The following is an 18,114-nucleotide window of genomic DNA, read 5'->3' as shown; positions in this document are numbered from 1 at the left end:
ATGGAATCGACCTCACCTCAGATCATGCAGGTTTTTGACCGGTACTATGCTGCCGGAAAGAAAATTTATGGGGAGATATCAAAAAAAATCAGGTCCGGAAAAGCATTGCAACTCGAAGATCAGCTTTTTTTCCTGCGGTTATTTTTACTCGTCCTGGACCGGGCCAGGTTTGGTGAGAAAGAACAGCTAATCCTTTCATTCCGCCCTTTTAAAGAATTGTACAAACAGCTCCGCAAGGTACAACATATCAAAATGATCAAGGAGGGGTATGATTCCTACTTTGGGCACGAAAAAAGTCTGTTTTCAGAATACGGAAAAGCCATTGCAGCAGACAAAAAGAGCATCTATACCCATGTGTATGAAATCATCCTTTCCATTTCACCACAGGATTGGGAAAATTTGTATCAGGAGGTGTACAGACAGTCCAGAGGCCTGTCGATCCTGACGGTAAACACCGCCATTACGCAAATCATCAACGAGGAGTTGGAATATTTCTATTTTGATTCCAAAACGAAACTGGATCCCCAGTCCATTCATGACATTTACAAGGGTATCAAAAAGGTCATTTTTTTGGAAAAAATCCGGTTGAATATAGGTTTAAATACCATTTTTACGCCGCAGGTGCATGAGCAGGTCATGGGACTGGAAAATAAGATGGCAGCCTGGCATAGAAACCAGCTATTGCTGCAGCATTTGGGAAACTACCTGGCCAAAAAAGAGAAAGTGAGTAAAAAATTCCAACCGGTAATCACAAAGCTGCAACAATCCCACAAAGGCCAGACGCAAATAATCGCCGACCGATGCAGGCGACTTTTTGTAAAAATGCTACATTAAATGGCCTCCAATGCCCTGGAGATATCCTTTTTGAGGTCATCGGCGTCTTCTATGCCCACACTCAACCTGATAAGGGAATCAGAAAGCCCTACTTTTTCCCTTTCTTCCCTGGGAATGCTGGCGTGGGTCATGCTGGCCGGATGCCCACAGAGGGATTCTACCCCTCCCAATGATTCAGCCAGGACGAAAATCCGGAAGGTTTCCAGAACTTTTCTGGCATCCTCCAGGCTGTTTCCTGTCAACGTAAATGAAATCATTCCTCCAAAATCCCGCATTTGCCTTCTGGCAACAGCATGATTAGGATGGTCCTCAAATCCGGGCCAATACACCTTTTCTACCTTCGGATGATTTTTCAGGTAGGCAGCAATGGTTTTGCCATTTTGGCTGTGTCGCTCCATTCGCAGGTGCAATGTTTTGATACCTCTCAGCACCAAAAAGCAATCCTGAGGCCCGGGAACGGCACCGCAGGAATTCTGAATAAATGCCAGCTCTGCGGCCAGCTTTTCGTCTTTGACCACTATGGCTCCCATCACCACATCAGAGTGGCCGGCCAGGTATTTGGTAACGGAGTGCATGACCAGATCCGCACCATCATCGAGTGGATTTTGGAGAAATGGCGTGGCAAAAGTATTGTCCACTCCCAGCAATATACCATGGCGCTTGGAAATTTTGCCCAAAGCCCTAATGTCGATAATGTTCATCATGGGATTGGTTGGCGTCTCCGCCCATATCAGTTTGGTGTTTTCATTGATCAGCGCCTCTACTGCCGCAGTGTCCTCCATATTGACAAAATGAAACCTGATGCCATACTTTGAAAAGATCCTGGTAAAGATACGGTAGCTGCCACCATACAGATCGTTGGTGCTGATGACTTCATCTCCCGGTTGGAGGAGTTTGATGATGCAGTCTATGGCGGCCATACCAGAGGCAAAGCACAAACCATGATTTCCGTTTTCCAGAGCGGCGAGGTTTTTTTCCAAAACCTGCCTTGTGGGATTTTGCGTTCTTGAATATTCAAAACCTTTGTGATCTCCCGGTGACTTCTGCACGTAGGTGGAGGTTTGAAAAATAGGAGTCATGATGGCTCCTGTTCCCGGATCTGGCTTGATTCCGGCGTGGATCGCTTTGGTTCCAAATTTCATATGTTTAAGCTTGTCTCTTTATAGGTCAGGTGAAATCTATGCGGATTTTAATCATCTTTATCATGTGTTTCTGAATATGATGTTACCCGGATTGATCTCATTTGTCGATAATAAACCTCAAACCATAGGTATAAAGGAAGGGTAGACGCTACCTCTATCCGGTTTGATTCCATTAAAGTTGGTATTTTTTATAGCTTTGCCCAAAGATGAGTAAAAAACCGCCTATTTTCAAGCATTTTTCTGTTATCTATCGCAGAAACCCCCTGGTACTGGCAGCAATTCTCTGGGCGGCTATAGTACCTTCCCTGGGTGTTTTATTTCTGGTTCAGTGGTTGTACAGCAATTGGGCCAGTCAGAGTATACCCTCAATAATGAATCTTGAATGGGCCGCGGTCTACTGCCTGCTTGGGGCTATGCTGATGGGTTTTGCCCTGATTCCCACTACCTTTTTTTCGGTAGTCAGTGGGTTTGTTTTTGGCTGGGCGGCATTTCCACTTCTGGTTTTGGCGTATACGCTGGGCAGCGCGATTGGCTATCAGTCCGGACGATTTATGGATAGAAACAGCCTGGAATGGTTACTCAAGCCCTATCCAAAAGCAAAACGAATGATAGACAAGAGAAGGGAAGATATGGGCTGGTTGATATTTTTTGTGCGTATAAGTCCGGTGATACCCTTTGCCATATCCAACCTGGTATTTGCCCTTCTGGATACCGGTCTCAAACGGGTACTTTGGTTTGGCTTGCTGGGGATGCTGCCCAGGACACTATTGGCGTTTTTTACCGGAGCTTTGGCGGGAGATATTCAGCAAGCAGTAGCCGCCAAAACAGCATCCTGGCAATACGCGGTAATCGGTATTCTTCTCCTGCTCAGCCTATGGGGTATCTATCATTTTTTTGTGCCCAAATCCGCCGGAGATGAAGCTCAAAGATACAGACGCTCTACCGAATAACCTTCCCTTTTTAGAAGCTGGATCAGGCCCGTATCTCCGGCAAGATGCCCTGCACCGACAGCAAAAAACATGGATCCGCTTTTCATCAAGGATTCCATGGGATCTATCCAGTTCTGGTTTCTCTGGTCGAGCAATACATCCTTATAATCTCTGTACTCCGGACTTTCCGAGACCAGGTCCAGAAGGGCACTGATGTCCTCTTCTCTGTACGAGGCGATTAATTTTCTGAATTCCTCTTTTCCTTTTTCCAGATTGTCTGCATAGGTGTAAAAACTCCGGTATTGTTCCTCCAGTGGGATCAGGTCAAATAGTGAAAGTTGGTCCTCAACAGACTCCAGGCCTACGATTTCAATATCCTCTGACTTAGCCAGAGCCATCAGCTCATTTTCGAATGCCCTGGTGTCACATTCCAGTAAATTGGGATATATCAATGACATCAGGACCATCGGTCGCATGGTTTTGAGCATATCCATGTCCATTCCGGTTCGCTCTTTCAGAAATGATTTGATTTCCTGATACTCCTCTTCCGAGAGATAATCTGTAATTTTCTGTCCGTCTTCATTATAAATATTTGACATCAGTGCCATCCGCAGAGCAGGGTCGTCCATGTCTATTTCCAAAACCAATGCCTTGGATTCAGCCAGTTTTTCGATCACCTGCCCGCTCATCGCAAAATCCTGCTCACAAATGAGGTGGATGGTGCCAAAGAGGTAGGAGCTGGAAGGAAGTCCGTTGCCTGATATTTTCCAAAAAACGCCTTTTTCCTGTCCACATACCGGGAAAATAGCCATTAGCAGAAGAGCAAAAATAAAAAACGATTTTCTCAGCATATCAATCCTATCAACTCGCTTAAGTAATCTACCCGCTAAATGTGTTGTCCAGATGGCGATCACTTGTTTTGACATTTTCAAACTCCAAAAACTGTTCCCAAAATTGGTCCTCCGGCAGAGCAGCCCTCAGAAAAAGTTTTTCCTTCTTTACCGGATGATTGAACACCAAATGGAAGGCATGAAGGTTGATGCTGAGATCTGGGTTGGCTTTGGAAAAACCATATTTGACATCTCCTCTGATAGGACAGCCCATCGCGGCTAATTGCACCCTCAACTGGTGGGGTCGGCCCGTCACAGGTCGCAGTTCCAGTAGCCAGTGGTCATTCAGTTTGCCCATCCGTTTATAATTTGTTTCTGATTTTTTGGAATCGGCCACTTCTCTTTCGAATGCTTTGGAGACATTCTTATCGTTATCTTTTACGAGCCAATGGGTAAGCTTGGCCATTTCTTCCCTGGGTTTTTTTTTGACGATGGCCCAGTATACCTTGTGGATATCTCGTTTCCTAAACAGGGCCGTCATCCGCTCCAATGCTTTGGAAGTCCTTGCAAATACGACGATACCGCTTACCGGTCTGTCTAACCGGTGTACCGGGTGCAGAAACACCGCTCCCGGCTTCTGGTATTTGTGGGCAATATAGTCCTTACAATAATCGGTGAGCGTTTTGTCGCCGGTTTTATCTCCCTGCACCAGTATACCTGCTGACTTGTTGACCACCAGGAGGTGATTGTCTTCGAAAATAACGTTAAACGGCTTTTTCATTTGGCAGGTAAGCTAATAAATTAAAGTTCTGATGTGTAGTGAAATTCAATGTCCGGGAAATTTTCCTGCACCATTTGTAACCAGGCTTTACTTTCGGCCATAAACACAAGTTTGCCATCCTTATCCCGGGCAATATGGCGCTGCTTGGAGCGGACAAACTCATCCAGTTTCTTCTTGTCCCTGCTTTTAATCCAGCAGGCCTTGAACAAGTTCATGGGTACAAAGTCTGCGGTGGCATTGTATTCGTTTTTCAGCCTGAACTGAATCACTTCAAACTGCAATTGCCCCACGGTGCCCACGACTTTCCGGGATCCGATTTCAAAGGTAAACAATTGGGCCACACCTTCCTCCATCAATTGCTGCAAACCTTTCTCTAGCTGTTTGGTTTTCATCGCATCCTTATTGACCACCTCCCGGAATATCTCCGGAGAAAAACTGGGTATGCCCTTAAACTGCAGATCTTCACCATCGGTAATGCTATCTCCGATTTTAAGGTTTCCGGTGTCATACAAACCTACGATGTCTCCCGGGAAAGCTTCTTCGATGATCTCTTTGTCCTGCGCCATAAAGGAAGTGACATTAGAAAAACGCAGTGCTTTGGGCCCCTTCACATGATTGTAGGGCTTATTTCGCTCAAACCGTCCTGAGCAAATTCTCAGAAATGCAATCCGGTTGCGGTGTTTGGGATCCATGTTTGCGTGAATTTTAAAAATAAATCCAGAGAACTTATCCTCTTCCGGCTTGACTTCCCTTTCTTCGGTCAATCGGCTCTTGGGACCCGGAGCGATTTGAATAAAGGTATCGAGCATTTCCTTCACCCCAAAATTATTGACAGCCGAACCAAAAAATACAGGCGCCACCTTTCCCTCCAGATAATCGGCCGGATCAAAATCGGGATAAACCCCTTCTATCAGGTCCACATCTTCCCTCAGTTGATCTGCGAGGTTTTTGCCGATCATTTCATCCAATTGGCCGGAATTGAGGTCTTCTATCGTAATCCTGTCGTCGCTGACCTTGCGTTGACTGGGGGTAAACAGGTTCAATTGCCTGTCGTAAAGATTGTAAACTCCTTTAAAGGATTTTCCCATTGAGATGGGCCATGAAAGCGGTCTCACCTGAATATTAAGTTTCTGCTCCACCTCGTCCAGCAGGTCATAGGGATCTTGTCCCTCTCTATCCAATTTGTTGATAAAACAAATGACGGGCGTTTTCCTCATACGGCATACCTCCATCAATTTTTCGGTCTGTATCTCCACACCTTTGACACAATCAATGACCATAATGACAGAATCTACTGCGGTGAGGGTCCGGTAAGTATCCTCTGCGAAATCCTGGTGACCCGGAGTATCCAGCAGGTTGATTTTCTGCCCTTTGTATTCAAAGCCCATTACCGAGGTTGCCACGGAGATGCCCCGTTGTTTTTCAATTTCCATCCAGTCAGATTTGGTGGCGGTATCGATCTTGTTTGACTTCACAGCCCCCGCTGTTTTGATGGCTCCGCCAAAGAGCAGCATTTTTTCTGTCAGGGTGGTTTTACCGGCATCGGGGTGGGCGATGATACCAAAAGTTTTCCTTTTGGCAATCTCTTGAGTAATATTCATGGCACTATGGTATTTTCAGCCTGCAAAGGTACGGAAAAACCCATGAGATTGTTCAAATTTAAAACTCTGGTACTGAAATTTTTGCTCAGTGAGTTGGCAATTTTGTTTGTTGGCCAATTTCGTTTACTTTTGGCTTTGTATTCAGCACGCAATGGGCACAATCGAAAACTTCTTTCACCGGTTTTTCAAATTTATCTGGAACGCCATTTTTGTATTGACTTACCCTGTCCTTGCCACTTTTGGCTTGCTGTTCATTGGTGTGACGTATTTATTTTCCGGTATTTCCAGCTTCCTGGCAAAATTCAGTAAATCTGCTCCCAAACAGGAAAGCAAAATTATTTGGAAGCAACTATCTGAGGAGTCAGACCTCATCGAGGGAAAGCTTTACAAGCAAATTATTTTTGGTCCCGAGTGCTATCATTTCAGAAGAAAAGATGGTATACCCTCCGTCATTGAAGAACATGTTTTTGGCAAACGGGTCAACGTGCTCAAAGAGGGTTGGTTGCTGGAAAAGTGGAACACTACTGATCTGGCACAGATCCCTGACTTCGACATCTGCCTGTATCAGCCGGATGCAGATAAACTGACCAAATTGGCCAATATCAGGTGTTTTGACTGGCATGTTTCTGATAAACAAGAAGAATTTTTGTGTTTAAAGTGGTTTGACGGTACCCAGGGTGGTGAAATGAAAGTCGCCATTGCCTGATGGGAGCACTGAAGGATTTTTTGGAAGAGAAGGTGCTGGCCTTTAACCGGCCCGATTTTATTGCAGAAGATCCCATTTCCATCCCCCATCAGTACAGCCGCAAGCAGGATATCGAAATCGCCGGCTTTTTTGCCGCGATACTGGCATGGGGTCAACGCAAGACGATCATCAACAAGTGCCGGGAGCTCATGGGAATGATGGACAATAGTCCCTATGAGTTTATGCTGCATCATTCTGAAGATGACCTGAAGCCTTTTGTTCATTTCAGGCACCGTACTTTTAACGATATAGATACCCTATATTTCATTGATTTCCTTTCCAGGTTTTACCGAAAGCACGATAGTCTGGAAGCGGCATTTACGCTGGGCTGGACTTCCGGGCAGAATGTAATGGAGAGCTTGCTTATCAACTTCCACCAATTCTTTTTCGACCTGCCTCATGCGCCACAGAGAACAAGAAAGCACGTGGCCACGCCCGGCAGAAAGGCAGCATGCAAAAGGATCAACATGTTTTTGAGGTGGATGGTGAGGAAGGACAATATGGGAGTTGACTTTGGCATTTGGGATACCATTTCACCTGCTCAACTGGTATGTCCATGTGATTTGCATGTGGATCGGGTTGCACGCAGGCTTGGCTTGATCCGCAGAAAGCCTACCGACTGGCAGACAGCCATGGAACTCACAGAAAACCTCCGGGCCATGGATGCTACTGATCCTGTAAAATATGATTTCGCACTGTTTGGCCTGGGATTGATGGAAAAAACAGATCAAAAAGCAAACACCTTTTATCCGGAAAATTACCCCGACCATTGATCACCTGTAGGCCGGCTTATCTCTGCTTATATATTGGATTACGCCGGAAGGCGATAGCTGATCTCTTGCCGGGAGGTCCGTTGATTATGGCTTCCAGGTGTCGGGGCTATTTCTCCAGGCTTTCAACGCTTCCATGTCATCAGCTGAAATGAATCCTTTAGCCAAAGCCTGAGGCAGCATAGCGGCGTAATCGCTCAGACAAATCAACTTGACCCCTTCCCTGGAGAAATTTTCTTTTGCCAGTTCAAATCCATAGGTAAAAATGGCAACCATTCCCAGAACATTAAATCCCGCTTTTTTTAAGTCGTTTACAGCTTTCAGAGAGCTTCCCCCGGTAGACACCAGATCTTCGACGACCACCACTTTCTGGTCTTTGCTGACCTTTCCTTCTATCATGTTTTCCATGCCGTGCCCTTTGGCCTTAGATCGCACGTATACAAATGGAACATCCAGCCTGTCTGCGATAAGGACTCCCTGTGGAATGCCGGCGGTAGCTACTCCCGCTACGGCTTCTATGTTCAAAAAATGAGTTTGGATGGCTTTTACCAGTTTTTCCAGGATGAGCTTCCGTACGTTAGGATAGGAGAGAGACAACCTGTTGTCGCAGTATATCGGAGATTTCCATCCGGATGCCCAGGTGAAGGGGATTTTTGGAGAAAGCTTGATAGCATTGATTTCCAGGAGTTTTTTGGAAATGAGGGAAGCAGTGTTTGGTTCATAAATTTCCATGGTATAAAATTAGCCAATTAATGTTTACTGATGGTTGTAGGGCCTGAAAAAAAAATGCATTTTTGGAAAAACAAGCCTTGCTTATGAAAATATTCATCAATGACAAGCCTTTGGATTTGGTGTCATCTCTGGATTTTTTGCCAAAGAAATCATTTGAATGTATCTATGACAATCCCTCCGAACTGCCGGCTACGGCTGATTTTCATGACGATGTGCTGATAAAAAATCCATCCAAAGACATCATTGTGCGCCTGCTTTATCTCCTGCGTACCAGGAAATTGAAGAACCTGGACAGCATTACGCTTGTGACCGATGAGAAGAAGGAATTGAAGAAATTTATTAAAAGCAGGTTTATGATCATTAAAGCAGCCGGTGGTTTGGTGACTAAGGAAGACAAAATATTGTTTATTTACCGGCTGGGTAAATGGGATCTGCCCAAGGGGAAGTTTGAAAAAAAAGAGTCCCCATCAAGCTGTGCCCTCCGTGAGGTAGAAGAAGAATGCAATATTCAGGTCAAAATCAAAGCACCGATCTGTAAAACCTGGCACACGTACACACAGAACAGAAAGAGTATTCTGAAGAAAACATATTGGTACAGTATGCATTGTCTGAATGATGCAAAAATGAAGCCTCAAACTGAAGAGGGTATTTTCGATATCAAATGGATGAGTCATCAGGAGGCAAAGATAGCCCTGATCAATTCCTATCCATCCATGCGTTATTTGTACAAGCGTTTTTTAAACCTCCATCCGGCTTTGCATCAGACGCTGTAAGGAAGAAATTTATCTACATTACCCCCGTACCGGTGTACTTCACGGATTATCGTCGAGCTGATGGCTGCGTATTCGGGAGAAGTGATCAAAAATACCGTTTCCAACTCCTCGTTCAGGTAACGATTCATTTGGCTAATGGTATTTTCGTATTCAAAGTCTGTCGTATTTCTGAGGCCACGCAGCAGGTACCTGGCCTGATGGCTCTTGGCGAGGGAGGACGTAAGCTCATCATAGACCAGTACTTTCACACCTGGCTGGTCGGTATAGATGGATTTGATCTTATCCACCATCATGTCAATGTCAAAATACCTGTTTTTTTTGCTGGTGTTGTGGCCGATACCGATGATGATTTCGTCAAACAGGTTCAGGCCTCTTAAGACGATGTCATGGTGGCCATTGGTATAGGGGTCAAAAGAACCCGGGAAAAGTGCTATTTTTTTCATCAGACCGCTGGTTGCTGAAGCCAGAAGGCTTCTAAAAGTTGGGTGTTTCTTAAATTTTCGGCACCTTTTTGATACCCGATGTTTTGTGTCGGGCTGATTTGCCGGATATTTTTAAAATATTTCAGAAGATTTTCCTCAGAGGAATGGATCCAGTCCAGATTTCCCAGAATGCTTATTTTGCAATGGGACTGGTCAAAGGCCAACTGCTGAAGCACGGTAAACAGGTAGCGCAGGAGGGCCTGCTCTTCATGGATTATGAACCTGTTGAATAACATCAGTTCGCTATCTTTAAAACCAGCTACATACATACAATTTGGAGCGGTGTGCACAAAGATCTCCTGATTGAGCAAATCCTTGTTTTGGTGAAGAAAGTAGTCCAGCACATGCGCCGCTCCGTGAGAAGTTTCCATTTCCGGCAATCTGGCATCGAACAAATTCAGGAGCGCCTTGTCTGCTGCGCCGAGTATCTGTATGCTGTTATTGGCTATTCCGGTATAGACCACCTCATCTCGTTCCGGGTTTACTTCGGTCGCAAAGTTAAGGTAAAGGGCACTGTGGGCTGGGTTGAATAAGATCCCGGGAACGAGCGTAAATCTTTGGTGATGGAGGTAGAGCCTGCCAGAGGTATTTGATGCGTTAATCAGCTCATCGTGGTCCAAAATTTTTTCGAGATCCTGTCCTTCATGCAGGGAATAGATGTTTGCCGCTGCAATGGACTGATCTGACTGACAATGCGCAATTACCGTCAATAGGTTTTCATATAAGAAAAGCGATAGATTTGATATGTCCTGCACATCAAATCTATCGCTATTGAATCTACTCTGGATATGATTGGTTGCTTCTGCCAAGCTTACTCCCAGTTTCCTGAGGTAGAGGAATCCGTTCTGGATCCTACCCTCAACGCCTTCTCATTGTTGTTTCTTCTGCGCTCAGGATTAATGGGCGCCGGATCTCTGATCTCAAACACAGCAATTTCCCTGTTACTCCGCTCAATTTTATCTGCAAAGAACTCAAACGTTTTGCCACCTGAGCCTGGTACTACATTGAGCAGATCCAGATTGAATTCCGGATATTTGGTTTCGTTGAAAAGGGAATCCTGTACATTCACAGATCCGAGCGTATCTATGGTGACGGTGGTCTCCTCTTTACCGTATTCCAAAAGCTCAGTGGTCTCCGTTCGCTGCACAATGTAAATGCGACCGTCCTGAATAAATTCCTTTAAGTCATTCCAGTTGGAGGCATATTCTCCATTGGTGGCCTGGTAGGCAATCTGGGCATCTCTCAGCATCTCAAGCTTTTCGATGATCCTTTCTTCGGTTCGTGCCAGCATTTTTTCCTCTTCCACAACCTCATCTACTCCCAAATATAACCTGTATCCAAGGCCCAGAGCACCCAGCAGAAATACGATCGATAATATCTTACTCAACGTCATTTTAAATATTTTTAAGGCTTAATTTAATGAATATAAAGAATTGATGGTTTGTTTTAGAACGCTATTTTATGCAATTATTTTCAAAATTAAAATATCCTTTCCATATTCTTACGTCTTTGAGAGAATTAATTCTGCTGAAGAGGGCATGTTTTTGCTGGGGCGGGATGGATTTTATTTCATCCAGGCTAAGGAATCGGATGTCTTCGATCAACTGCTGCTTGTCCCCCAATTCCGGATCAGTGCCCATGGTCAATGTTCCACCTGTTTGGGATACCTCAAAAAACAATTCTATGGCATGAAGCGGAGGGGATAGAAACTCGTGTACAAATAAATATTCTTTTACTTCAACGTCCAGCCCGGTTTCTTCAAGAAACTCTCTTTGCAGGTTTTTAGTTGCATTTTGCCCAAATTTCATTCCGCCACCAGGTACATTCCAGAACGATGCATTCTCTCCCATCCGGTGTTTGATCATCAGTATTTTTTCATCACGGACCAAAATACCATTAACCCGGGCACGCAGGCGGTTTCCGAAATTATCTGTGATGTCCTTTTTTATGTTCGCCATTTTCGGTTTAGTTTCGCATAAGATGCGTAAAGATAGTCAAGCCGTTTCGAAGCCTTCTGAAAAGCTCAGGAAAATCTTCCCCCACAAGCCTACTGTGGATCAGCAGGTTTTTTTTGAAGCCATGGATGATTTTTTAAGGGTAAAGGTAGCATCGGCCGCTGCTTTTATTTTGAAGGGTTTTGCAGGCACAGGCAAAACCACGGCTCTGGCAGCTCTGGTCCGTATTTTGCCTGAATATGGACTCAGGCCTGTAATGCTGGCCCCCACAGGAAGGGCAGCCAAAGTCATGAGTGCGTATGCAGAAAAAACGGGATTCACCATACATAAAATCATATACCGCCCTCAGGAAAAAGTCGCTGACGGCTTGTATGGATTTGAAGTCCAAAAAAACTATTACCACAAATCTGTTTTTATTGTTGATGAAGCTTCGATGCTTTCCGATGACCGGTCCTCTGGTAAATCACTGCTGGCAGATCTGATCCATTTTGTTTTTCAAAACCCCGAAAACAGATTGATGCTCATCGGAGATATGGCCCAATTGCCCCCTGTAGGAAGTGAGGACAGCCCGGCTTTAGACAAGGATTACCTGACAAGAAATTTTAAGCTTGAAGTGCAGGAAGCAGTGTTGAAAGTGGTTACCCGGCAGCAACTGGATTCCGGAATTCTGACCAATGCCACCACATTAAGAGAGCAGGTGACAGCAAAATCCCCGAAAATAACATTTAAATCAAAAGGCTATACGGATTTTTACCGGATGACCGGCGAAAGACTTGAAGATGGATTGAGGTATGCCTACGATAAATTTGGACTGGACAATACCATGATCATTACGCGCTCCAACAAGCTTGCCGTACAATACAACCGGTATATCAGGAATGCAATCTTTTATCATGAGGACGAATTGAGTGCGGGAGATCGCCTGATGATCGTAAAGAATAATTATACCTACATGGAGGAATCGGGGAAAGTGAGTTTTTTGGCCAATGGAGACTTTGTCGAAATCCTTAAAATTCGTTCATTTGAAGAAATTTATGGCCTGAGGTTTGCTACACTTGAATTGAGGCTGATCGACTATCCTGATGAGCTGCCTTTTGAAGCCAGGGTGATCCTGGATACCCTGCACTCCAATTTGCCTGCGCTTTCTCAGGAACAGTGGAAAGACTTGTATGAAAAAGTAAGTGAAGATTACCAGGATCTAAACAGCAAGACCAAAATCAGGGAAGCTTTGAAAAACGACCCCTATTTGAATGCCCTTCAGGTCAAATATGCCTATACCTTGACCTGTCACAAGTCACAGGGCGGACAGTGGGATGCCGTATTTGTCGATCAGGGATATTTAAAGGAGGGACAGATTGACAAGAATTATGTTAGATGGTTGTATACCGCAATGACACGTGCAAAAGAAGAACTGTTTATGGTGAACTTTCATCCCAGTTTTTTTATTTAATGCTTATTGAAACAAAGTTTTAAACAAATGAATAGGATACCCATGAAAAAATTATTGATTTTCGGATTGATACTGACGCTTAGTTCGGTATTGGCAGTGGCGCAGGAAAAAGCAGCAGATGGTCCTGTAATTACCTTCGAGGAGTCCTCCAAGGATTTTGGTGATATCACGCAGGGAGACAAGGTGGAAAATGTGTTTAAATTTGAAAACACTGGCAATGCACCCCTAATTATTTCCAATGTGGCTGCTACCTGCGGGTGTACCGTGCCGAGCTGGCCAAGGGAGCCCATCGCACCTGGAAAAAAAGGAGAAATCAAGGTATCCTTTAATTCGGCCGGTAAAATGGGCAAACAGAACAGCGTGGTCAGGATTTATTCCAATGCCAGCGAACCCATAGAAAAAGTATCTATGATCTCTAATGTACTTCCTAAGGGAGGCCGATAGGTTAACATAAAAAAAATACTAAACCTGCTCTGGAACTCAACCGGGCAGGTTTTTTTATGTTTTGACTGCCTTCTGAAACACCTTGCTCAATAGGTCGGCCCAGGCGGCGTAGATTTGTCCGCTGGGATGTAGCTTATCGGGGGCCAGATTGACAGGCTTCCCTCCAATGGCCCTGTACCGGTCTGTAATATCCAGGTAAGGGATCTGGAAATCTGCGGCTAGTTTTTTTACAATTTGATTGTAGGCATCTATTTCCCGGGAAATACTTGCTTTTTCTCTCGTTCCCGAATCCGCAAATGGGGTAACTCCCCAATCTGGTATGGAGATCAACACCATACCGGCCCTGCCTCTATTGGTCAGATCCAGGCTTGTTTCTATCAATTGTTTTAGCTCCGTTTCAAATTGTTCCAATGAAAGACCCCGATACTGATTGTTCACTCCGATCAGGAGGCTTAACAGTTCAAAGGCTCCGGGTGAAAGATTTCTTTGCCGTATCTCCTGTAAAAGTTCGCCGCTGGTCCATCCTGTCCGGGCGATAATGTCAATGTTCGTAATGGGAACACCTGCTTTTTCCAAAAGATGGCCGGTCTGGTAGGGAAAGGAATCCTCCTGCGGTACACCTTCGCCCACAGTGTAGCTGTCGCCCAAGGCCAGGTAGCGGTAGTCTTTTGAGCGGTTTACAGCAGGGTTGTCCGAATGTTGGTCAGCCATAGTATTCAGATTTTGGTACGGAAATGTAAATCGATAGGAGAGATATGGTATATTGAACCCACCCGATCATTATTTCTACATTTCAGCATTGCCGGCGCATGTTACTGAAAAAGAGCTTCTCTGGTTTCCAGGATTCCACGATTGGCATCCATGGCCATTTTGGCACCAAAAGGCAGCAGAAACTGGCTGGGAATGTGTCCGATCATGGCCCCCCTGAACGCCGGGATCTTATGGGGTAGCAGGTAATCGTCAAATATCTGGTCCAGGGTAAGGTTGCCATATCCTCCTCCCGGATCGCAATCCGTGCATTGACCAAATACAAATCCGCTTATCTGACGAAATACACCCATGAGCATCAATGTGCTCATCATGCGGTCTATCCTGTAGGGTTCTTCACCGATATCCTCTAAAAACAAGAGCTTGCCTCTGAAATCGGGGAGATAGGGAGATCCAGCCAATGCAGTAAGTACTGTGAGGTTTCCACCCACCAGGCTACCTTCGGCCTTGCCCGGATAAATGGTCCTGATTCTGTTTTTCTTGTTTACCAGATCCTCGGTTTCCTCAGATTCATTTTTATAGGTAATGGTTTCGCCTGTGCCAAAGAATACCGAACGGAATTGGTTGGCGTTAAAATTGTTCCAGCTTCCCGATCCGTTAGGGCCATGAAAGGTGATCAGGCCCGTCTGGGCATTGATGGCATTGTGCAAGGCTGTGATATCGCTGTAGCCCATGATAGGTTTTGGATTTTTTCTGATAAGCTCATAATCCAAAAGTGGAAGTATCCGGGCTGCACCTGAGCCACCCCGGATACAGACAATAGCCTTGATTCTTTTATTTCCAAACATTTCGTTTATATCGGCAGCTCTCTCCGCGTCAGTACCAGCCAGATGTCCCCTCCGCTCTTTCAGGTATTTCCCTTGCTCCACTTTCAATCCCAGAGCTTCCAGGGCTTCTCTGGCGAATGTAAATTCCATGATATCTGCGGTGGCTGCGGAGGGACTGACAAGGCCTACCTGGTCGCCGGGTTGAAGTTTTTTGGGCAAGAGCCTGTCCTGACTTGGTTGCTTTTCAGTGGTTTTTGCAAGGCCAGACAAGGGCATCAGGCCCAGGCCCAGCCCCAGTGATTTGATAAATTCTCTTTTTTCCATGGCAGAATTTAGAAATTATCCCGGATATAAAGCAATACTTTTTCCATTTGATTACGGACCACGGAAGCTTTGTAGGGATAATTGTTGTTCATAAAAGCAAAGGCATATATTTTGTTCTTTTTGGTCTTCAGATACCCTACCATACTGTGGTGATTGCTGATGGTACCGGTTTTGGCCATCACATAAGGTACCGGGGCCTGGTAGTTGTATTTGAGGGTGCCGGTTCTGCCGCCGGTAGGAAGCATGGAAAAAAGCTCATCATCGGGAAAAAGCCGGTATATTTTTTCAGCCAGTGCCACCATAGTTCTGGGTGTAAACAGGTTGTGCCTGGACAACCCTGACCCATCCACCCACTGTGGATCGTCGGGCAGATCGTACAGATAGGTGTCCTTAATGTATTCGATTGCTTTTTCGCTATTCAGCTCTCTATGTACTTCGTCTCCGATTTGAAGCAGTAGCTGTTCCGCAATGAAGTTGTCGCTCTCAAGCAACATCTCCCGATACAGGGCTTTGGTTGGGATGCCTTTCAGGATATAGTGGTCCGGGGGCAACTTTTTGTCAGACAGGACCACAGGAATTTTCCAGTCCTGGCTGGCCATTTTGGCAAAAAGCTCCTCTGAAATGATAAAGGGCACTCTGATGTCCCTGCCATTGTAGGTTCTGGGATTATAGAAAAACCTGTTGCTTCGCCAATCCCGCTGCACGTTCTTCATTGGTTTGTCGGTCGCCTCAACCTGAAATAATGAAGGGCTGATTACCGGCCGGTTGTTGACATTTCTGGCATTGGCCAAATTACCAAAAAGGGGTAGTGGTGACTTTTCAGGAGAATAGGAATAGTAGTAATCGTCCCATTGCCACCCATAGCCGAAAGCTTCGTCCTTCCAGTTGCTGGAAGAATAATACACCGTGTCGTAGTCGGAAAGAAAGCTTTTTATTTCAGGGCTTGGCAGCGAAGGGTACTTCCAGGAGGGGTCACCCGTCCCCCAGATCGTAACATTATTGCCCTCAGGTACAAAACGCAGAAAATTAGTGCTATCGCCCAGGACCATTAGAGAACCAAAGAAGGTAAACAGTTTGGTGGTGGATGCAGGTACGAAATAGATGTGACCGTTTTTATCGTATCGTATCTGCTGACTGTCCAGGTCGTAGAGCATAAATCCGGTGAGGTGGTTGTCAAAGAATGAGCCCTCCCCCAGGTAATCGTTTAGCCCAATGACGATTGATCTGGTATCCTGGGCATAGCTGGCAAAGTGTATGCTACAAAAAAAGAAGAGAGGTAGAAAGATTTTTTTGTGCATAAATATTACGAAGGGTTTCTTTTTCCAAAACTAACCAACAAAATCATCCAACCCAGGATAAAGGCCAGCCCGCCGATTGGCGTGATGGCGCCCAGCCAACTGACATCGCTCAGGCAAAGGGTGTACAGGCTACCGGAAAAAATAAGTATCCCGGCAATAAAAAACCAGGCGCTTGTGAACAATCGACTGTTTTCCGGATACAATCGGCCAAGCAAAGCCACTGCCAGGAGTGCGAGTGTATGGTAAAAATGATAACTTACGGCGGTCTCATAGGTATCCAGCCTCCCGGTTTCAACCAGCATGTTTTCGAGGGCATGTGCGCCAAAAGCACCAAAAATGACAGCCAATACACCGAATAAAGCTGCAATGCGTATTATTAGTTCTGTTTTCATCATTTTTCTAGCTATAGTTCCGGGCGCCGAAAATGGCGCTACCGATTCTTACCATCGTGCTGCCCTCTTCCTGGGCGATGGGGTAATCTCCGCTCATGCCCATAGACAGTTCATTCATCTTCACCTGGTCAGGAAGCGGCTCCTGTTTCAGTCGCTCGAACAAATGGGCTAAAGCCCTGAATTCGTTCCGTATGGTTTGTTGGTCCTCAGTATTGGTGGCCATTCCCATCAGCCCCTCGACCTGAATATTTTTCATCTCTCTGACTTCTTCTCCAAAAAGAAAATCGGTCAATTCCGTTTCGTCCCAGCCATATTTGCTTTCTTCTTTGGCGATGTGAACCTGAAGCAGGCAGGAAATCACCCTGCCAATCTTTTTTCCCTCCTTATCGATCTGTTTTAGCAGACGAAGCGAATCCACGCTTTGGATGAGGTGTACAAACGGAGCGATATATTTTACCTTGTTTCGCTGCAGGTGGCCTATCATGTGCCAGCGAATGTCTTCAGGCAATTGTACTGCCTTATCCGTCAGCTCCTGCACCTTATTTTCACCAAAATCCCTTATGCCGGCAGCGTATGCCTCCTCAATTGCCGATACAGGCTTGGTTTTGCTCACAGCGATGAGACGGCAATCCTGACGCATAAATGTGCTTAGGGTTTGTTTGATATTGTCCCTGATGTTTGTGTTTGGCATGTCGACTTTTTTTCCCAGCGTTTTGTGATTTCAAAAACAAAGATATAGGTATATCGGGTACATTGCTACTTATAAACCTTTTCATCTATGAGTGGTTCTAATAAAGATCGGGTTATTTTCAACCCGGATGAGATGGGATTCAAAAATATGCTGCAGCATTGCATGCGGGGCCACCTCTCCTCCGTTGCAGGTAAGCCGAAGTGTAGTACTTGATTCGGTCGGTAACCTGCATAGGAACGTTGATGAATTCAGCGCCCTGAGGGGCAAAGCATTGAAAACCACGGATAGTAAAGCCGTAGGGGGTGAAGAAAATACGGGTTTGGCTCTATTTTAGCTGTTTTATGCAATATTAATGACGAAAACCGGCCAACCAATTTTCCACTCCTGAACGTTTATGATTTACCGA

Annotated in this window: 21 protein-coding genes; 7 read left to right on the top strand and 14 right to left on the bottom strand. The window is 45.3% G+C overall.

All coding sequences use genetic code 11. The features are described from left to right. A complete protein-coding gene (locus tag BUB19_RS19930; RefSeq protein WP_073097120.1) occupies positions 1-834 on the top strand; it encodes a hypothetical protein in 834 nt (277 codons plus the stop codon). On the opposite strand, the gene BUB19_RS19925 is transcribed toward BUB19_RS19930, so the two are convergent. Further along, positions 831-1,976, bottom strand: a complete 1,146-nt coding sequence (locus BUB19_RS19925) for a cystathionine gamma-synthase (protein WP_073097119.1) — start codon at positions 1,974-1,976, stop codon at positions 831-833. The two genes, BUB19_RS19930 and BUB19_RS19925, sit on opposite strands and share 4 nt — an antisense overlap. A 206-nt stretch (positions 1,977-2,182) precedes the next feature. On the opposite strand from BUB19_RS19925, the gene BUB19_RS19920 reads away from it, so the two are divergent. Then, positions 2,183-2,926 (top strand): TVP38/TMEM64 family protein, encoded by a 744-nt coding sequence (locus tag BUB19_RS19920; protein WP_073097118.1) that lies wholly within the window; start codon positions 2,183-2,185, stop codon positions 2,924-2,926. Here BUB19_RS19920 and BUB19_RS19915 read toward each other — a convergent pair. Genes BUB19_RS19915 through BUB19_RS19905 form a run of 3 tightly spaced genes read right to left on the bottom strand, consistent with a single transcriptional unit; the run spans position 2,899 to position 6,117 of the window. Continuing rightward, positions 2,899-3,756 carry a TraB/GumN family protein gene (locus BUB19_RS19915; protein ID WP_245802912.1) on the bottom strand — a complete coding sequence of 286 codons (858 nt, stop codon included), beginning with the start codon at positions 3,754-3,756 and terminating at the stop codon, positions 2,899-2,901. The two genes, BUB19_RS19920 and BUB19_RS19915, sit on opposite strands and share 28 nt — an antisense overlap. A gap of 28 nt (positions 3,757-3,784) precedes the next feature. Continuing rightward, entirely contained in the window at positions 3,785-4,516 is a 732-nt protein-coding gene (locus BUB19_RS19910) for an RluA family pseudouridine synthase (RefSeq protein ID WP_073097116.1), read from the bottom strand. A 20-nt stretch (positions 4,517-4,536) separates the two neighbouring features. Further along, entirely contained in the window at positions 4,537-6,117 is a 1,581-nt protein-coding gene (locus BUB19_RS19905) for a peptide chain release factor 3 (RefSeq protein WP_073097115.1), read from the bottom strand. A 151-nt stretch (positions 6,118-6,268) separates the two neighbouring features. Here BUB19_RS19905 and BUB19_RS19900 point away from each other — a divergent pair, with 151 nt between their 5' ends. Next, positions 6,269-6,823, top strand: a complete 555-nt coding sequence (locus BUB19_RS19900) for a hypothetical protein (RefSeq protein ID WP_073097114.1) — start codon at positions 6,269-6,271, stop codon at positions 6,821-6,823. Then, positions 6,823-7,635: a TIGR02757 family protein gene (locus BUB19_RS19895; RefSeq protein ID WP_073097112.1), complete on the top strand. Its 813-nt coding sequence runs from the start codon at positions 6,823-6,825 to the stop codon at positions 7,633-7,635. Before BUB19_RS19900 ends, BUB19_RS19895 begins: the two co-directional genes overlap by 1 nt. Before the next feature lie 84 nt (positions 7,636-7,719). Here the strand turns inward: BUB19_RS19895 and pyrE are convergent, their stop codons facing one another. Then, positions 7,720-8,364, bottom strand: a complete 645-nt coding sequence (gene pyrE, locus BUB19_RS19890; protein ID WP_073097111.1) for an orotate phosphoribosyltransferase — start codon at positions 8,362-8,364, stop codon at positions 7,720-7,722. An 83-nt stretch (positions 8,365-8,447) separates the two neighbouring features. On the opposite strand from pyrE, the gene BUB19_RS19885 reads away from it, so the two are divergent. After that, the gene (locus BUB19_RS19885; RefSeq protein WP_073097110.1) at positions 8,448-9,137 is read left to right on the top strand and encodes an NUDIX hydrolase; all 690 of its coding nucleotides are present in this window, start codon (positions 8,448-8,450) and stop codon (positions 9,135-9,137) included. Here the strand turns inward: BUB19_RS19885 and coaD are convergent. The 4 genes from coaD to BUB19_RS19865 all read right to left on the bottom strand — a co-directional run bounded on the left by coaD (position 9,125) and on the right by BUB19_RS19865 (position 11,577). Beyond that, positions 9,125-9,580 carry a pantetheine-phosphate adenylyltransferase gene (gene coaD, locus BUB19_RS19880; protein ID WP_073097108.1) on the bottom strand — a complete coding sequence of 152 codons (456 nt, stop codon included), beginning with the start codon at positions 9,578-9,580 and terminating at the stop codon, positions 9,125-9,127. The genes BUB19_RS19885 and coaD overlap by 13 nt on opposite strands. Further along, positions 9,580-10,428 (bottom strand): DUF3822 family protein, encoded by an 849-nt coding sequence (locus BUB19_RS19875; protein WP_073097107.1) that lies wholly within the window; start codon positions 10,426-10,428, stop codon positions 9,580-9,582. Before BUB19_RS19875 ends, coaD begins: the two co-directional genes overlap by 1 nt. 2 nt (positions 10,429-10,430) lie before the next feature. Continuing rightward, on the bottom strand, positions 10,431-11,012 hold the full coding sequence (locus tag BUB19_RS19870) for a hypothetical protein (protein WP_073097106.1): 582 nt from the start codon (positions 11,010-11,012) through the stop codon (positions 10,431-10,433). 61 nt (positions 11,013-11,073) lie between these two features. Then, positions 11,074-11,577 (bottom strand): NUDIX domain-containing protein, encoded by a 504-nt coding sequence (locus tag BUB19_RS19865; protein WP_073097105.1) that lies wholly within the window; start codon positions 11,575-11,577, stop codon positions 11,074-11,076. Between the two features lie 22 nt (positions 11,578-11,599). Here BUB19_RS19865 and BUB19_RS19860 point away from each other — a divergent pair, with 22 nt between their 5' ends. After that, positions 11,600-13,024 carry an ATP-dependent DNA helicase gene (locus BUB19_RS19860; RefSeq protein ID WP_073097103.1) on the top strand — a complete coding sequence of 475 codons (1,425 nt, stop codon included), beginning with the start codon at positions 11,600-11,602 and terminating at the stop codon, positions 13,022-13,024. Between the two features lie 42 nt (positions 13,025-13,066). After that, the gene (locus BUB19_RS19855; protein WP_073097186.1) at positions 13,067-13,468 is read left to right on the top strand and encodes a DUF1573 domain-containing protein; all 402 of its coding nucleotides are present in this window, start codon (positions 13,067-13,069) and stop codon (positions 13,466-13,468) included. A 54-nt stretch (positions 13,469-13,522) separates the two neighbouring features. On the opposite strand, the gene BUB19_RS19850 is transcribed toward BUB19_RS19855, so the two are convergent. The 5 genes from BUB19_RS19850 to BUB19_RS19830 all read right to left on the bottom strand — a co-directional run bounded on the left by BUB19_RS19850 (position 13,523) and on the right by BUB19_RS19830 (position 17,708). Then, positions 13,523-14,179 carry an SGNH/GDSL hydrolase family protein gene (locus BUB19_RS19850; protein ID WP_073097102.1) on the bottom strand — a complete coding sequence of 219 codons (657 nt, stop codon included), beginning with the start codon at positions 14,177-14,179 and terminating at the stop codon, positions 13,523-13,525. Positions 14,180-14,280: 101 nt separating this feature from the next. Next, positions 14,281-15,327, bottom strand: coding sequence for a S66 peptidase family protein (locus BUB19_RS19845; protein ID WP_073097100.1), 1,047 nt, complete (start codon positions 15,325-15,327; stop codon positions 14,281-14,283). Between the two features lie 8 nt (positions 15,328-15,335). Continuing rightward, a complete protein-coding gene (locus tag BUB19_RS19840; RefSeq protein WP_073097099.1) occupies positions 15,336-16,625 on the bottom strand; it encodes a D-alanyl-D-alanine carboxypeptidase in 1,290 nt (429 codons plus the stop codon). Positions 16,626-16,630: 5 nt separating this feature from the next. Continuing rightward, complete coding sequence (locus BUB19_RS19835) at positions 16,631-17,020, bottom strand: DUF423 domain-containing protein (RefSeq protein WP_394333890.1); 390 nt, start codon at positions 17,018-17,020, stop codon at positions 16,631-16,633. 4 nt (positions 17,021-17,024) lie between these two features. Next, on the bottom strand, positions 17,025-17,708 hold the full coding sequence (locus tag BUB19_RS19830; protein ID WP_073097098.1) for a YggS family pyridoxal phosphate-dependent enzyme: 684 nt from the start codon (positions 17,706-17,708) through the stop codon (positions 17,025-17,027). Between the last annotated feature and the right edge of the window lie 406 nt (positions 17,709-18,114).

This window comes from Cyclobacterium lianum, assembly GCF_900143075.1.
In the GTDB taxonomy this organism is placed as follows: Bacteria; Bacteroidota; Bacteroidia; order Cytophagales; family Cyclobacteriaceae; genus Cyclobacterium; species Cyclobacterium lianum.
Note: the sequence above shows the minus strand (reverse complement) of the source record. Positions and strands in the feature narration are given on the sequence as shown.

Excerpts from the sequence above, each read along its gene's own strand:
- BUB19_RS19885 (WP_073097110.1), top strand. The coding sequence starts at position 8,448 with ATGAAAATATTCATCAATGACAAGCCTTTGGATTTGGTGTCATCTCTG.
- BUB19_RS19850 (WP_073097102.1), bottom strand. The coding sequence starts at position 14,179 with ATGGCTGACCAACATTCGGACAACCCTGCTGTAAACCGCTCAAAAGAC.
- BUB19_RS19930 (WP_073097120.1), top strand. The coding sequence starts at position 1 with ATGGAATCGACCTCACCTCAGATCATGCAGGTTTTTGACCGGTACTAT.
- BUB19_RS19860 (WP_073097103.1), top strand. The coding sequence starts at position 11,600 with ATGCGTAAAGATAGTCAAGCCGTTTCGAAGCCTTCTGAAAAGCTCAGG.
- BUB19_RS19910 (WP_073097116.1), bottom strand. The coding sequence starts at position 4,516 with ATGAAAAAGCCGTTTAACGTTATTTTCGAAGACAATCACCTCCTGGTG.
- BUB19_RS19845 (WP_073097100.1), bottom strand. The coding sequence starts at position 15,327 with ATGGAAAAAAGAGAATTTATCAAATCACTGGGGCTGGGCCTGGGCCTG.
- BUB19_RS19840 (WP_073097099.1), bottom strand. The coding sequence starts at position 16,625 with ATGCACAAAAAAATCTTTCTACCTCTCTTCTTTTTTTGTAGCATACAC.
- BUB19_RS19920 (WP_073097118.1), top strand. The coding sequence starts at position 2,183 with ATGAGTAAAAAACCGCCTATTTTCAAGCATTTTTCTGTTATCTATCGC.
- BUB19_RS19865 (WP_073097105.1), bottom strand. The coding sequence starts at position 11,577 with ATGGCGAACATAAAAAAGGACATCACAGATAATTTCGGAAACCGCCTG.
- BUB19_RS19870 (WP_073097106.1), bottom strand. The coding sequence starts at position 11,012 with ATGACGTTGAGTAAGATATTATCGATCGTATTTCTGCTGGGTGCTCTG.
- BUB19_RS19895 (WP_073097112.1), top strand. The coding sequence starts at position 6,823 with ATGGGAGCACTGAAGGATTTTTTGGAAGAGAAGGTGCTGGCCTTTAAC.
- BUB19_RS19925 (WP_073097119.1), bottom strand. The coding sequence starts at position 1,976 with ATGAAATTTGGAACCAAAGCGATCCACGCCGGAATCAAGCCAGATCCG.
- BUB19_RS19835 (WP_394333890.1), bottom strand. The coding sequence starts at position 17,020 with ATGATGAAAACAGAACTAATAATACGCATTGCAGCTTTATTCGGTGTA.
- BUB19_RS19915 (WP_245802912.1), bottom strand. The coding sequence starts at position 3,756 with ATGCTGAGAAAATCGTTTTTTATTTTTGCTCTTCTGCTAATGGCTATT.
- BUB19_RS19830 (WP_073097098.1), bottom strand. The coding sequence starts at position 17,708 with ATGCCAAACACAAACATCAGGGACAATATCAAACAAACCCTAAGCACA.
- BUB19_RS19855 (WP_073097186.1), top strand. The coding sequence starts at position 13,067 with ATGAAAAAATTATTGATTTTCGGATTGATACTGACGCTTAGTTCGGTA.
- BUB19_RS19905 (WP_073097115.1), bottom strand. The coding sequence starts at position 6,117 with ATGAATATTACTCAAGAGATTGCCAAAAGGAAAACTTTTGGTATCATC.
- BUB19_RS19900 (WP_073097114.1), top strand. The coding sequence starts at position 6,269 with ATGGGCACAATCGAAAACTTCTTTCACCGGTTTTTCAAATTTATCTGG.
- pyrE (WP_073097111.1), bottom strand. The coding sequence starts at position 8,364 with ATGGAAATTTATGAACCAAACACTGCTTCCCTCATTTCCAAAAAACTC.
- coaD (WP_073097108.1), bottom strand. The coding sequence starts at position 9,580 with ATGAAAAAAATAGCACTTTTCCCGGGTTCTTTTGACCCCTATACCAAT.